This is a genomic window from Cupriavidus sp. 96C5-1 (genome assembly GCF_057798855.1).
The window spans coordinates 50,908-64,724 of the sequence record NZ_JBYOJU010000046.1 but is presented as its reverse complement, the minus strand read 5'-3'; the positions used below and the strand labels follow the sequence as shown (position 1 = coordinate 64,724).

The 13,817-nt window shown below is 67.2% G+C and carries 10 protein-coding genes and 1 pseudogene; 6 read left to right on the top strand and 5 right to left on the bottom strand.

Features of this window, described 5'->3' with window-relative positions; all coding sequences use genetic code 11:
* Window positions 1–56: 56 nt before the first annotated feature.
* From AC3FOF_RS35705 to AC3FOF_RS35690, 4 genes are all read right to left on the bottom strand, one after another.
* Entirely contained in the window at window positions 57–983 is a 927-nt protein-coding gene (locus tag AC3FOF_RS35705) for an ABC transporter permease (RefSeq protein ID WP_488729288.1), read from the bottom strand.
* Entirely contained in the window at window positions 983–1,939 is a 957-nt protein-coding gene (locus tag AC3FOF_RS35700; protein WP_017229027.1) for an ABC transporter permease, read from the bottom strand. The genes AC3FOF_RS35705 and AC3FOF_RS35700 overlap by 1 nt, the downstream gene beginning before the upstream one ends.
* A gap of 437 nt (window positions 1,940–2,376) precedes the next feature.
* Entirely contained in the window at window positions 2,377–3,516 is a 1,140-nt protein-coding gene (locus tag AC3FOF_RS35695) for an acyl-CoA dehydrogenase family protein (protein WP_488729287.1), read from the bottom strand.
* Between the two features lie 74 nt (window positions 3,517–3,590).
* Complete coding sequence (locus tag AC3FOF_RS35690) at window positions 3,591–4,775, bottom strand: acyl-CoA dehydrogenase family protein (protein ID WP_488729286.1); 1,185 nt, start codon at window positions 4,773–4,775, stop codon at window positions 3,591–3,593.
* A gap of 223 nt (window positions 4,776–4,998) precedes the next feature.
* On the opposite strand from AC3FOF_RS35690, the gene AC3FOF_RS35685 reads away from it, so the two are divergent.
* From AC3FOF_RS35685 to AC3FOF_RS35660, 6 genes are all read left to right on the top strand, one after another.
* The gene (locus tag AC3FOF_RS35685) at window positions 4,999–5,934 is read left to right on the top strand and encodes an alpha/beta fold hydrolase (RefSeq protein ID WP_488729285.1); all 936 of its coding nucleotides are present in this window, start codon (window positions 4,999–5,001) and stop codon (window positions 5,932–5,934) included.
* A complete protein-coding gene (locus tag AC3FOF_RS35680) occupies window positions 5,931–6,605 on the top strand; it encodes an alpha/beta fold hydrolase (protein WP_488729284.1) in 675 nt (224 codons plus the stop codon). Before AC3FOF_RS35685 ends, AC3FOF_RS35680 begins: the two co-directional genes overlap by 4 nt.
* Window positions 6,602–7,948, top strand: coding sequence for an MFS transporter (locus AC3FOF_RS35675; protein ID WP_488729283.1), 1,347 nt, complete (start codon window positions 6,602–6,604; stop codon window positions 7,946–7,948). Before AC3FOF_RS35680 ends, AC3FOF_RS35675 begins: the two co-directional genes overlap by 4 nt.
* Before the next feature lie 29 nt (window positions 7,949–7,977).
* Complete coding sequence (locus AC3FOF_RS35670; RefSeq protein WP_488729282.1) at window positions 7,978–9,735, top strand: long-chain-fatty-acid--CoA ligase; 1,758 nt, start codon at window positions 7,978–7,980, stop codon at window positions 9,733–9,735.
* A gap of 32 nt (window positions 9,736–9,767) precedes the next feature.
* A complete protein-coding gene (locus tag AC3FOF_RS35665; protein WP_488729281.1) occupies window positions 9,768–10,970 on the top strand; it encodes an acetyl-CoA C-acyltransferase in 1,203 nt (400 codons plus the stop codon).
* A 64-nt stretch (window positions 10,971–11,034) separates the two neighbouring features.
* Window positions 11,035–13,116: a 3-hydroxyacyl-CoA dehydrogenase NAD-binding domain-containing protein gene (locus AC3FOF_RS35660; protein WP_488729280.1), complete on the top strand. Its 2,082-nt coding sequence runs from the start codon at window positions 11,035–11,037 to the stop codon at window positions 13,114–13,116.
* 35 nt (window positions 13,117–13,151) lie between these two features.
* Here AC3FOF_RS35660 and AC3FOF_RS35655 read toward each other — a convergent pair.
* Window positions 13,152–13,622 (bottom strand): annotated as a pseudogene (locus tag AC3FOF_RS35655) (RraA family protein); the annotation flags it as partial.
* Window positions 13,623–13,817 lie beyond the last annotated feature (195 nt).

Genomic DNA, 13,817 nt, shown 5'->3' with positions numbered 1-13,817 from the left:
ACCGAGGAAATTGTTCTGTTCAAGCCGCGTCCCTCCATCGTTGTCTCCTTGTTGGCTTATCGCGATCCACGCATGCGCGGGTCGAGCAGGTCACGTAGCGCGTCGCCGTAGACGTTGATGGCATAGACGACGACAGTGAGGCAAATGCCGGGGGCCAAGGCCAGCCATGGCCCCTGGAACATGAAGGTGCGGCCGTTGCCGGAGAGCATGCCGCCCCAGGTCGCCGCGGGCGGCGGCACGCCCAGGCCGAGAAAGGACAGGCCGGACTCGGCCAGGATGGCGGTGCCCACGCGCGTGGTGAACAGCACGATGATGGGCGGCAGCACGTTGGGCAGGATATGGCGCCAGAGGATGCGGCCAGTCGATGCCCCCATGGATTGCGCGGCATGCACGTACATGTGCTCGCGCACGGAGACCACCGCGCTGCGGATGATCCGCGACCCGCCCACGCCCAGCAGCAGCCCCAGCGTGCCGATGATCTGCCAGTTGCCCGGCCCGAGCACGGACACCACCACGATCAGGATGACCAGGTCGGGAAAGCTCATCCACGCATCCACCATGCGCTGCACGATCAGGTCGAACTTGCCGCCGAGGTAGCCTGTCAGGATACCGATCAGCACCGAGACGGCGGTGGCCAGCATGGCGGCCGACAGGCCGATGATGACCGAGAGCTGCGCGCCATACAGGCAGCGCGAGAGCATGTCGCGCCCGAGGTTGTCGGTGCCGAACGGGTGCGCCCACGACGGCGGCTGCAGCCGCTGCATCATGTTGATCTCGTTGACGCCATACGGCGCCAGCCAGTCGGCAAAGATGCCGCAGAACAGGAACACCAGGCAGATCACCGCGCCGGCGGCGCCGAGCGGCTTCTCGCGGAACAGGCGCCTCGACAGTGCGAAGGCGGCGCTGTGCCAGCCTCGGCCGGAGGTGGACTGCGCGGCTTGCGCCGCCTCGCGCGCCGGTGCGCTCGCAATTGGACGTGCCATCAGCGGTGCCTCACTTTCGGGTCGAACAGCCCGTAGCTCAGGTCCACGAGCAGGTTGATGAGCATGACGGCCAGGCCGACCACCAGGAACACGCCGGTGATCACGGGATAGTCCCGCTGGTTCACCGCGTCCAGCAGCAGCAGCCCCATGCCCGGCAGCGCGAAGATCTGCTCGATCACCACGGCCCCGCCGATCAGCAGCGGCGCCTGCAGGCCGATCAGCGTCACCACCGGGATCAGCGCGTTGCGCAGCGCATGGCGCAGGATCACCAGGCGCTCGTTCAAGCCCTTGGCCCAGGCCGTGCGGATGTAGTCCTGGCGCAGTACCTCCAGCATCATCGTGCGCGTCATGCGCATGGTGATGGCGGACAGCGCCATGCCCAGGATGATGGCGGGCACCAGCATGTTGCCGAGGTGCTGGAGCGGGTCCTCCAGGAAGGGGACGTAGCGCACCTCCGGCGACCAGCCCCACCACACGGACGGAAACACCATGATCATCGTGCCCATCCAGAAGCTGGGCACCGCCAGCATCAGGAGGGAAAACGAACGCGCCACGTAATCAGCCGCGGTGTCCTGCCGGATCGCAGAGAGCACGCCAACGGGCAGCGCCACCGATAGCGCCACGAACAAGGCGAGCGCGCCCAGCGAAAAGGTGGCGGGCATGCGCGCCAGCACCATCTTGAGCACCGGCTCGCCCTGCCACAGGGATTGGCCGAGATCCCCGTGCAGCACGATGTTGCCGATCCAGTGCACGTACTGGAACCACATCGGCTGGTCCAGGCCCAGCGCACGGATCAGGTCCTCGCGGCTCTTGGTGTCGGCGCTGATGTCGTTCTGGCTCAGCATCAGGTCCACCACGTCGCCCGGCACCATGCGCACGATCACAAAGACGATCAGGCTGGCGAACAGGAGCGTGGGCAGCAGTGCCAGCAGGCGGCGCAGGATATAGGCACTCATGGCGCGCCCGCATCGGAGACGCCTGGCAAGGTCATGCCGCAGGCCTTGGGAAAAGATACCGTATATACGATAAAGAGTGCCGCCCCGACCATGCCGTCTCCTGTTCGGTGCTTCGTGTGGCCGCCAACCGCACCGGACAGGCATCGCTTGACGCTTGAATCTGGCGACATCTGGTGCGAACTAGGAATAGGCCCTAGGAACCATCCACCGAGCTGCTGTTTGTGCAGATAGCCAGTTCAGCATACCCAGAGTTCTAATTCATGACAACCAAACGGACCATCGAATGTCTAGTGGATTTACCTAGGTCGGCGCTGCCGCGCCGGCCCGCTTGTGCAGCGCAAACGAGCGGCGGCAAGCGCGAGGTCGAGCGCAGGCCCCACGCCTGCGCATGGACGGCCTGCCACGGCGGATGAGGATGGTGCGTTGCGGCGCGGCGTTCAGTAGCCGCGCAAGGTCGCCCAGCGTTGCGCGTGGAAGTGGGTATCGCCGAGCAGGATCTGCGCGGCGCAGGCCCGTTTCATGTAGAAGCCGATGTCGAATTCGTCGGTCATGCCGATGCCGCCGTGCATCTGCACGCCCTCCTGCACTGCCAGCATGGCGGTGGAGCCGGCGCGCGCCTTGGCGGCGGACACCAGCGCGACCGGCTGCGCCGGGCCATCGTCGAGCAATTGCTGGCTGCGCAGCACCGCTGCGCGCGTGATCTCGATCTCGCTGAACAGGTGGGCGGCGCGATGCTGCAGCGCCTGGAACTCGCCGATGATCTTGCCGAACTGCTTGCGCTCCTTCAGGTATTGCAGTGTGCGTTCGAATGCTTCGTCGGCGATGCCGACCAGCTCCGACGCGAGCGCCGCGCGGCCGATGTCGAGTGCGTGCTCGAGCATGGCCGCGCCGCCACCGGTCTCGCCCAGCACCGCGTCGGGCGCCACGCGCACATTGTGGAACTGCACGCGCGCGGCATTGCGGGCGTCCGCCATCACGGTGCGCTCCACCGTCACGCCCTCGGTGCCGCGCGGCACCAGGAAGAGCGTGACGCCGTCCCGGTCGCCGGCATTGCCGCTGGTGCGGCCCACCACGATCAGCGTATCGGCGACATGCCCGTCGATGACGAAGACCTTGGCGCCGTTGAGCACAAAGCGGCCGTCCTGCGGCGCGGCGGCGAGCGCCTGGCGCTGCGGACGGTGCGCCCCGCCTTCGTCGATCGCCAGTGCGGTCAGGTGCTTGCCGGCGGCGATGGCGGGCAGGAACTGCGCCTTCTGCGCCGCGCTGCCGCCCCGGGAAATCAGCGAAGCGCCTAGCAAGGCGGTGGAGAAGAACGGCGTGGGCGCCAGCGTGCGGCCCAGCGCTTCCATGAGGACGCCCGCCTCCACCACGCCGAGCCCGCTGCCGCCGTACTGCTCGGGGATCAGTACGCCAGCGAAGCCCAGTTCGGCAAATTCCTTCCAGAGGTTGGAAGAAAAGCCCGTGTCGTCCCGCGTGTCGCGCAGCCCGCGCAGCATGGAGACAGGCGCGCTTTCGCGCAGGAATGCCAGGGCGTTGTCCCGCAGCATTTCCTGGGTCTGGTTCAATACGATAGCCATGGTCGGTCTCAAGGCGTGGACGCGTGGACGCGTGGGTGCGTGGGTGCGTGGGTGCGTGGTGTCGGGACGGAAGATCAGGCGCCGGGCAGGCCGAGCAGACGCTTGGCCACAATATTGAGCTGCACCTCGCTCGTGCCGCCCTCGATCGAGTTGGCCTTGCTGCGCAGCCAGCCGCGCGCGGTGGCGCCGTCGTTGCTGCGCTCGCTCTCCCACTCCAGCGCCTCGCTGCCGCCGATCGACATCAGCAACTCGTAGCGCCGCTTGTTCAGCTCCGATCCGTAGTACTTCAGCACCGATGAGAACGCGGCGATGCCCTCGCCCTGCCGGGCCAGGTCCATGGCGCGCTCGCCCGCCAGCGCGAATGCCGCCTCGTCGATCTCGAAGGCAGCGATCTGCGCGCGCAGCATGGGCGCGTCGACCTCGCCGCGCTCGTTCTGGCCGAGCGTGTCGCGCGCCAGCTGGCCCATTGGCGGGCGCTGGCCGCGGCCGCCGATGCCGCTGATCATCTCGCGCTCATGGGTCAGCAGGTACTTGGCGATGGCCCAGCCGCCGTTCAGCTCGCCCACCAGGTTGGCGCGCGGCACCATCACGTCGTCGAAGAAGGTTTCGCAGAACGGCGACTTGCCGGAGATCAGCACGATGGGCCGCGCCGTCACGCCAGGCGTTTCCATGTCGAACAGCAGGAAGCTGATGCCGGTGTGCTTCTGCGCCGAAAAGTCGGTACGCACCAGGCAGAAGATCCAGTCCGCCTTGTCGGCGTAGGACGTCCACACCTTCTGGCCGTTGACGACAAAGTGATCGTCGCGCTCGTCGGCGCGCGTCTGCAGCGATGCCAGGTCGGACCCGGCGTTGGGCTCCGAATACCCCTGGCACCAGCGGATCTCACCACGCGCGATCCTGGGCAGGTGTTCGCGCTTCTGTGCCTCCGAGCCAAACTTGAGCAGGGCCGGGCCAAGCATCCAGATGCCGAAGCTCTGCAGCGGCACGCGGCAGCCCAGCGCCTGCATTTCCTGGCGCAGTACCTTGGCCTGCTCGCGGGCGAGGCCGCCGCCGCCATACTCGCGCGGCCACTCGGGCACCGTCCAGCCTTTCTCCCCCATGCGCGCGAGCCAGAGGCGCTGTGCCTCGGACTGGAAGCGGAACTTGCGCCCGCCCCAGCAGATGTCGTCCTCATTGCGTACGGGCTGCCGCATTTCGGGCGGGCAATTCGCTTCCAGCCAGGCACGCACCTCCTGCCGGAAGGTTTCCAGGTCATCCACGCTTGTCTCCTGTCTTTGTTCTGTCTTGCCTTGATTTGGTTTCGTTATATAAGCCCGCCCCTGCAACGTCAATACTCAATTTCCTAAAATCAAGATTGAATGCCATGACAAGCCGCCGTTGCGCGCACCAACAGCGTTCCCGCCTATGTGTTAGGATTCCTGAAAACATACCGCAACCACTAAACCGGCAAGAACACCAAGCCGGCGGGCATCAGGAGACAATGTGGAGGCTGAAGCCACCGGCGCGGCGCGCCGTGCCATCCCTGCCTTCCCCGGCGCCCGGGCGCCGGACCGCTCGCGGACCGTCAGCGCCGACGGCATCCGCATTGCCGTCCACGAATGGGGCCGGGCCGACGCCACGCCAGTCCTGCTGGTGCACGGCGCCATGGATTTCGCACGCACCTTCGATGTCTTTGCGCCGCTGCTGGCCGATGCCGGCTACCGCGTGGTGTCCTACGACCAGCGCGGCCACGGCGACTCGGAACATGCCGACCTGTACAGCTGGGTGGCGGACGAGCGGGACCTGCTGGCCGTGGCCGACTCGATCACGCGCGAGCCGCTCATCGCGATCGGCCATAGCAAGGGCGGCTCGCTGCTGGTCCATGCCATCCAGGCGCTGCCGCACCGGTTCACCCGCTTCGTCGCCATCGACGGCCTGCCCTTTCGCAATCCCCATGCTGACAGCGCGGTGCGCGACAGGAAGTCGATGACCGCGCCCATCATCACGCGCTGGCTGGACACGCGCCGGCAGAGCCCGGGCCTCACGCGCAAGCCCGGCACTCTTGAAGAACTCGCCCAGCGGCGCGCGCGGATGAACCCGCGCCTGAGCCATGCATGGCTGTGCTACCTTGCCGCGCTCGGCGCGCGCCAGGATGCGGACGGCTGGCGCTGGAAGCTCGACCCCGTGATCGGCTCCTCCGGCTTTGGCCCCATGCGCGCGCGCTGGATGACCGACCGCCTGCCGGGCTTTCCCATTCCGATGCTGGCCATCTTCGGCACCGAGCGCGAGCCCATGGGCTGGGATGCCACCGCGGCCGACCTCGCGCCGTACTTCCCGCCCTCCACCCAGGTGCAGGTGATGGCCGACACCGGGCACTTCATCCATATCGAGCGGCCGCGCGAGACCGCGGCGTTCATCCTGCCCTTCCTCCGTTCATGACCGCCTACCTGCGCCACAATCGCCTGCGCCTGGCGCTGCATCCGCTCAAGACGGGCGGCGGGCCCGCGCTGCTCTTGCTGCACGGGCTGGGCGAGCGCTCGCCGGACACCTTGCCGGCGGAGTACGCCGGCTGGCCCGGCACGGTGCACGCGCTGGATTTCACCGGGCACGGGCGCTCGGACATTCCCCGAGGCGGCGGCTACAGCTGCGAGTTCCTGATGGCCGACGCGGATATCGCGCTGGCGCACCTGGGCCAGGCAACCGTCGCGGGGCGCGGGCTTGGCGGCTACATCGCCTTGCTGCTGGCCGGCGCGCGGCCGGAGCAGGTACGCGGCGCCATCCTGCGCGACGGTCCCGGCCTGGCCGGCGGCGGCACTGCCGCGCGCAATCCGTATATCCCGGTGGTCGACACCACGCGCAGCGGGCCGCCCGACCCCTACGCCATCGCCGACCTGGCAACCGATGTGCGCCCGCCGAGCTACGCGGCCAACTACGCGATGCTGGCCACGCAGCACTCGGACACGCCGCGGCCGATCTCCGTCTGCACCCGCGAACGCCCGGACTGGCTCAAGGCGGTGACGGAACTGCTCTCGCTGGAGAAGGTGGAACTGGAGCAAGCGCTGCAGCACTACGCGGCGCAAGCCACGGCGCGCCGAGGCTCGCGGACATGAAAGCGGAACTCGCCGCAGACGTCGCCCTGGGCGCCAGTGCAGGCCACGCGGGACATGGCGACGCGCACGCGCTGGCGGAGGACGACTTTCACGCCCACGTACAGCAGCACCTGCCGCGCAATGCGCAGGCCTACCTGATCCACGGCATGCTTGGCATGACCGGCTTCCGGCTGGTGACCGCCCCAACCTTCGTACCCGCCTACATCTACCTGCTGTCCGGCTCCAAGCTGGTGGTGGGATGCGTGCTATCCGCGCAGTACGCGGGCATGGCGATGTCCTCGATCTGGGGCGCCACGCAGATCGAGCATCGCCAGCGCGTGATGCCGCTGATCTACCTGGTGGGCTGGCTGGTGCGGCTGCAGATCCTCGGCCTGGGCTTGTCCGCCTTCCTGCTCTCGGGCGACGGCGCGCTGGCCGCCGCCGCCGTGTTCCTGCTGCTGTTCGGCCTGTTCAATGGCGTGCAGAACGTCACCTTCAACTACCTCACGTCCAAGATCATCCCGCTGGAGCGGCGGGGCGCGTTGAGCGCGTTCCGCAATTTCCTCGGCGGGCTGATCGCTGCCGCCGTGGCCTATCTCGGCGGCCGCTTTCTGGTGGGCGGCAATGTGTTCGGCAACGGCTACGCCACCACCTTCCTCGCCGCCTTCGTCCTCACCAGCCTGGGCATCTCCGCGCTGACCCGCATGCGCGAGCCGGTACTGCACGATGTGCGCATGCAATCGGGCTTTCGCCAGCGCCTGCGCGAGGTGCCGGCGCTGCTGCGCGCGGACAAGCACTACGTGCGCTTCTTCGTGGCCCGCGCGCTGGTGGCGTTCAGCATGATGGCGGTGCCGTTCTACGCGATCTACGTCGGCAGCCACCTGCCGCTCTCGGGTGCCACGCTGGGCTACCTGAGCATTGCCTACCTGCTGGCGCAGACCACCAGCAACCTGCTGTGGGGCCGCCTTGCGGACCGTTGCGGCTACCGGCTGGTGTTCCTGTGCAGCATCGGGCTGTGGATCCTGTCCACCGCCGCGCTGCTGCTGTGCGATGGCCTGGGCGCCTTCCTGCTGGTGTTCTGCGGGCTGGGCGCCAGCTTTGGCGGCTACTTCCTCTCGGCGGACAACTTTGCGCTCGAGTTCGGCAATCGCCGCGACCGCCCCATGCTGCTGGCTGTCTCCGATACGGCAACCTACGCGATGATGGCGTGCGGCCCGATCCTTGGCGGCATGCTGGCGCAGGGGGTGCGTTTCTCGCTGGTGTTCGTCGTGGCCATCGTGGTGATGGGCATTGCCTTCGTGCTCGCGCAGCGGGTGGAAGAACCGCGTCGCCGCCCGCGTCCGCAGCGCGAGGCCAACGCGTAGCGCCAACCCCAGGCTCACCAGGAGACAGCATGACATTCAGGACCTACCCGGAATTCAGCACGCACTATCCGCTGTTGCTCACCACGATCATGAAGCGCCCGGTGCGGATGTACCCCGACCAGATCGGCGTGGTCTACCGCAACCCCGCCTCCGGTGCGTACTTCCGCTTTACCTGGATGCAGTGGTACCGGCGCGTGGCGCAACTGGCCAACGGCCTGCGCGGCGAGCTCGAGGTGCAGGCCGGCAAGCCCGGGGCGCCTGGCGATCGCATCGCCACGATGGCGTTCAATACCCACCGCCATCTTGAGCTGTATTACGGCGTGACCGGCATCGGCGCCACGCTCCATCCGATCAATGTCCGTCTTTCCCCGCAGCATATCGTCTACACCATCCGGCACGCGCGGGACAGGATCCTCTTTGTCGACGACACGTTGATGCCGCTGCTGGAGGGCATCTACGACCAGGTCAAGGATGTGGTCGAGCTGGTGGTCTATATGTCGGACAAGCCGGGCCTGCCGCAGACCCGCATCCCCAACATCATCGAGTACGAGACGCTGATCGCCCGCCAGGCCGAGGCCATCGAATGGCCCGCGCTGCATGAGGACGTCAACGCCACGCTGTGCTATACCACCGGCACCACGGGCCAGCCCAAGGGCGCCACATTCACGCATCGGCAGCTCTACCTGCTGACCATCCACATGATGGCGCAGCTGGCCATCGGCAACACGCCGGACCACGATATTGTCGACGGCCTCGGCGTGCGGCTGGGCGAAGGCGCGGTGCCGTTGCTGAACACGCCGATGTTCCACATCCACGGCTGGGGCCAGCCCTTCGTCGCGGTCTACAGCGCGCAGAAGATCGTGCTGCACGGCACTTTCACCGTGCAAGGCTTCTGCGAGCTGGTGGAGCGCGAGAAGGTGACGTCGGTCGGCATCGTGGCGACCATCGCGGCCATGCTGCTCGAGTACCCGGACCTGAAGAAATACGACCTGAGCAGCCTGGTACGCGTGAGCGTGGGCGGCGGCGCGCTGCCGCTCGGGCTCAAGCGCAAGCTCGAAGCGCTGATTCCCACCTTCCGCATGAGTTCGGGCTATGGCATGACCGAGACCGCGCCCACCATCGTGGGCTCGTTCATCAAGAAGACCATGGTCCATTTGGACCGGGAGGAGACCGATGCGGTGCTGGTCAAATCCGGGCTGCCGATTCTTGGCGTGGAAGTGGAAGTCGTCGACGCGGAAGGCAAGCCGGTGCCGCAGGACGACCACACGGTTGGCGAGATCGTCGTGCGCGCGCCCTGGGCGACCGAGCAGTACTTCGGCAATCCCGAGAAGAGCGCCGAGCTCTGGCAGGACGGCTGGCTGCACACCGGCGACATCGCCAAGGTGGATGCCGAGGGCTACATCACCATCGCCGACCGCATGAAGGACGTGATCCGCAGCGGCGCGGAGATGGTGCCCACGGTGCTGCTGGAGAACCTGATCGCCATGGCGGATTTCGTGCACGAGGCGACCGTGGTCGGCGTGCCCGACCCGGTGTGGGGCGAGAAGCCCATGGCGCTGGTCAGTGTGCGCACCGGCTTCGAGGCCACCGAGGAGAGCGTGATCGACTTCCTGAAGGTGCACGGCGTCGAGACCGGCAAGATCACGCGGTGGATGCTGCCCAAGCTCGTCGCCATCACCCGGGACATCCCCAAGACCAGCGTAGGCAAGTACAACAAAAAGCAGATCCGCGATGACCTGGACAGGTTCCTGGCCATCGCCAAGGACGTTTCGCATCGCCATGGTTAGGCAACCCATCCAGACACTGCAGGAGAATCCCAATGCGTGAAGCAGTCATCGTGTCCACGGCGCGTACGCCGATCGGCAAGGCCCATCGCGGCGCCTTCAACAATACGCAAGCGCAGGAGCTCGGCGCCCACGCCATCGCGCACGCCGTGCAGCGAGCCGGCATCGACCCGCTTGAGATCGCCGACGTGATCCTGGGCTGCGCGGTGCAGCAAGGCTCCACCGGCGGCAACGTCGCGCGCCAGGCGCTGTTGCGCGCCGGGCTGCCGGTCACGGTGCCGGGAATGTCGATGGACCGCCAGTGCGCCTCCGGCCTGATGGCGATCGCCACGGCCGCCAAGCAGATCATCGTCGACGGCATGCAGGTGGCGGTGGGCGGCGGGCTGGAGTCGATCTCGCTGGTCCAGAACGACAAGATCAACCGCTATCGCGCGCAGGACCCGCGGCTGGTGCAGACGCTGCCGCAGATCTACATGACCATGCTGGAGACGGCCGAGATCGTGGCCCAGCGCTATGGCGTAAGCCGCGAGGCCCAGGATGCCTACTCGCTGCAATCGCAGCAACGTACTGCCGCCGCGCAGGAAGCCGGCCGCTTCGACGCGGAGATCGTGCCGATCACCACCACGATGCTGGTCACCGACAAGGCCAGCGGCGCCGTGAGCGAGAAGGAGGTCACCCTTGCCAAGGATGAGGGCAACCGCCCCGGCACCACGCTGGCCGACCTGCAGGCGCTCAAGCCGGTTTTCAAGAACGGCCAGCGCGTGGCCGAGGGCGGCTTCATCACCGCGGGAAATGCCTCGCAGCTCTCCGACGGCGCGTCCGCCATGGTGCTGATGGAAGCCAGGGAAGCGCAGCGCCGCGGGCTGCAGGCTCTCGGCGCCTACCGCGGCATGGCCGTTGCCGGCTGCGATCCCGACGAGATGGGCATCGGCCCGGTGTTCGCCATCCCGAAGCTGCTCAAGCAGCATGGCTTGTCCATGAGCGACATCGGCATCTGGGAACTGAACGAGGCGTTCGCCAGCCAGGTCCTGCATATCCGCGACACGCTCGGCATCCCCAACGAGCACTTGAACGTTTCCGGCGGCGCGATCTCCATCGGCCATCCTTACGGCATGTCCGGCGCGCGCATGAGCGGCCACCTGCTGCTGGAAGGCAGGCGCCGCGGCGCGAAGTTCGGCGTGGTAACGATGTGCATCGGCGGCGGCATGGGCGCGGCCGGGTTGTTCGAGATCTTCTGAGCGCCTGCATCGGCATACCGACATACCGACATACCGGATCATCGACACACTGGAGTCCACAAGCATGACCGCTATCAACGCAGTCGCCGATCTCGCCATCGAAGGCGACATCGCCGTCCTTACCCTCAACTCGCCGCCGGTCAACGCCTTGTCCGCCGCCGTGCGCTCGGGCATCCTCGATGGCATCGCGCTCGCCATCGCCGACAGCAAGGTCAAGGGCATCGTCCTGATCTGCGCGGGCAAGACCTTCATCGCCGGTGCGGACATCACCGAGTTCGGCAAGCCGCCGCTTGGCCCGTCGCTGGCCGACGTGCAGGCCGCGATCGAGGGTTCGCCAAAGCCCGTGGTGGCCGCCATCCACGGTACCGCCCTGGGCGGCGGGCTGGAAGTCGCGCTGGTCTGCCACTACCGCGTGGCCGCAAAGTCGGCCAAATGCGGCCTGCCCGAAGTCAACCTGGGCCTGCTGCCCGGCGCGGGCGGCACGCAACGCCTGCCCCGCATCGTCGGCCCCGCCAAGGCGCTCGACATGGTGACCTCCGGCGCCCACATCGGCGCGGCCGCCGCCGCCGAGATGGGGCTCTTCGACGTGGTGACCGATGACGCCGCGCTGCGCGCCGACGCCATTGCCTTCGTCAGGCAGGTCAATGCCGGGCAGCGCCCGCTGCGCAAGGTGCGCGACCTCAACGAGAAGGTGGAAGCCGCGCGCGGCAAGCCGGAGCTGTTCGCCGATTTCCGCCGCGCCAACGCCCGCAGGTTCCGTGGCTTCGACGCGCCGGAGTACAACATCCGCTGCATCGAAGCCGCGGTCAACCTGCCGTTCGACGAAGGCATGAAGGTGGAGCGCAAGCTCTTCCTGGAGCTGATGAACGGCACGCAGTCCGCGGCGCAGCGCTACTACTTCTTCGCCTCGCGCCAGGTCTGGAACCTGCCCGACGTACCGGCCGACACGCCGACCATCGACGTGAAGAAGGTCGGCATCGTCGGCGCGGGCACCATGGGCGGCGGCATCGCCATGAACCTGCTGACCGCCGGCATTCCCGTGGTCATCGTGGAAACCGCGCAGGAGGCGCTGGACCGCGGCGTGCGCACCATCCGCGCCAACTACGACAACACCGCCAGCAAGGGCCGCATCACCGCCGCCGATGTCGACAAGCGCATGGCGCTGCTCACGCCCTCGCTGGACCTCGGCCAGCTGGCCGACGCCGACCTGGTGATCGAAGCCGTCTATGAAAACATGGACGTGAAGAAGGACATCTTCGGCAAGCTCGACAAGATCGTGAAGCCGGGCGCCATCCTGGCCACCAACACCTCGGCGCTCGACGTCAACGAGATCGCTGGCGCCACGTCGCGCCCCGAAGCGGTGATCGGCCTGCACTTCTTCTCGCCGGCCAACGTCATGAAGCTGCTGGAGGTGGTGCGCGGCGACAAGACCGCCAAGCCAGTCATCCGCACGTCGATGGAGCTCGCCCGCAAGATCGGCAAGATCGCCGCGCTGGTGGGCGTTTGCCCCGGTTTCGTCGGCAACCGCATGCTGGCCCAGCGCCAGCGCGAGGCGCAGAAGCTCGTGCTGGAGGGCGCGCTGCCGTGGGACATCGACCGCGTGCTGTACAACTTCGGCTTCCCGATGGGCCCATTCGCCATGAGCGACCTGGCCGGCCTGGACCTGGGCTGGATCCGCGAGAAATCCAGCAGCGCCACGCTGCGCGAGATCCTGTGCGAGATGGACCGCCGCGGCCAGAAGACCGGCGCGGGCTACTACGACTACGACGGGAAGCGCAACGCCAAGCCGTCGCCCGTGGTCGAGCAGATCATCCGCGACTTTGCCGCCAGGCAGGGCAAGACCAGCCGCGTGGTGTCCGAGCAGGAGATCCTGGAGCGCTGCGTCTACACGATGATCAACGAAGGCGCGAAGATCCTGGAAGAAGGCAAGGCGATCCGCGCTTCCGACATCGACGTGGTGTGGGTGAACGGCTACGGCTGGCCGGTGTACCGTGGCGGCCCGATGTTCTACGCGGACACGATCGGGCTGGACAAGGTGCTGGCAGCCATGAAGAACTTCGAGGCCACGCTGGGCGCGGACTTCAAGCCGGCCAGGCTGCTCGAGGACCTAGTTGCGCAGGGCAGGAAGTTTGGCGACCTGAAGTAAGCCGTTTGGGGTACGGGCTGCAGGCATGCCTCCCCGGCCGCCTGCCCGATCAACCCGGCCACCCTTTCCCGCTCGACCACCACCACGCCATCGGCGTCGCCGATGACGAGGTCGCCGGGCCGCACGGTGACGCCGCCGCATTGGATCGGATGGTTCACGCGGCCGGGCACAAGCTTGGTGGGTCCGTTCGGGTTCGTGCCCACGGAATACATCGGAAAGCCCAGTTCGAGAATTTCGTCCGCGTCGCGCGAGGCTGCGTCCAGCACCACCGCCGCCACGCCAAGCACCTTGCACTGGTTCGCCATGATGCTGCCCATCAGTGCGCACGACTGATCGCCCTTGCCGTCCACCACGATCACATCGCCAGGCTTTGCCAGCGCCATGGCGGCGTGGATCATGAGGTTGTCGCCCGGGCGGACTTCGACCGTGAGCGCGGGCCCGCAGAAACGGCTCGCGCGATCGAGCGGTGCGATGCGCCCATGCATGCCGCCGCGGCGCCCCGCCACATAATTGAATGATTAATTGCCTCCGATATCATGGTGGGATGAGCTGAGGCCGCCATGCATCGCCAGTGAAGCTGGCGAAGAAAGACGGGAACTGCTATCGCTGATCGAGCGCAAGACGGCTGCGCAGCGAGATGTGATGCGCGCGCGGGGCCCACGCGGGCCACTCCAGTACGCTCATGGCGCGGGAACTGTGTA

Excerpts from the sequence above, each read along its gene's own strand:
- AC3FOF_RS35680 (WP_488729284.1), top strand. The coding sequence starts at position 5,931 with ATGACCGCCTACCTGCGCCACAATCGCCTGCGCCTGGCGCTGCATCCG.
- AC3FOF_RS35675 (WP_488729283.1), top strand. The coding sequence starts at position 6,602 with ATGAAAGCGGAACTCGCCGCAGACGTCGCCCTGGGCGCCAGTGCAGGC.
- AC3FOF_RS35705 (WP_488729288.1), bottom strand. The coding sequence starts at position 983 with ATGGCACGTCCAATTGCGAGCGCACCGGCGCGCGAGGCGGCGCAAGCC.
- AC3FOF_RS35665 (WP_488729281.1), top strand. The coding sequence starts at position 9,768 with ATGCGTGAAGCAGTCATCGTGTCCACGGCGCGTACGCCGATCGGCAAG.
- AC3FOF_RS35700 (WP_017229027.1), bottom strand. The coding sequence starts at position 1,939 with ATGAGTGCCTATATCCTGCGCCGCCTGCTGGCACTGCTGCCCACGCTC.
- AC3FOF_RS35670 (WP_488729282.1), top strand. The coding sequence starts at position 7,978 with ATGACATTCAGGACCTACCCGGAATTCAGCACGCACTATCCGCTGTTG.
- AC3FOF_RS35695 (WP_488729287.1), bottom strand. The coding sequence starts at position 3,516 with ATGGCTATCGTATTGAACCAGACCCAGGAAATGCTGCGGGACAACGCC.
- AC3FOF_RS35660 (WP_488729280.1), top strand. The coding sequence starts at position 11,035 with ATGACCGCTATCAACGCAGTCGCCGATCTCGCCATCGAAGGCGACATC.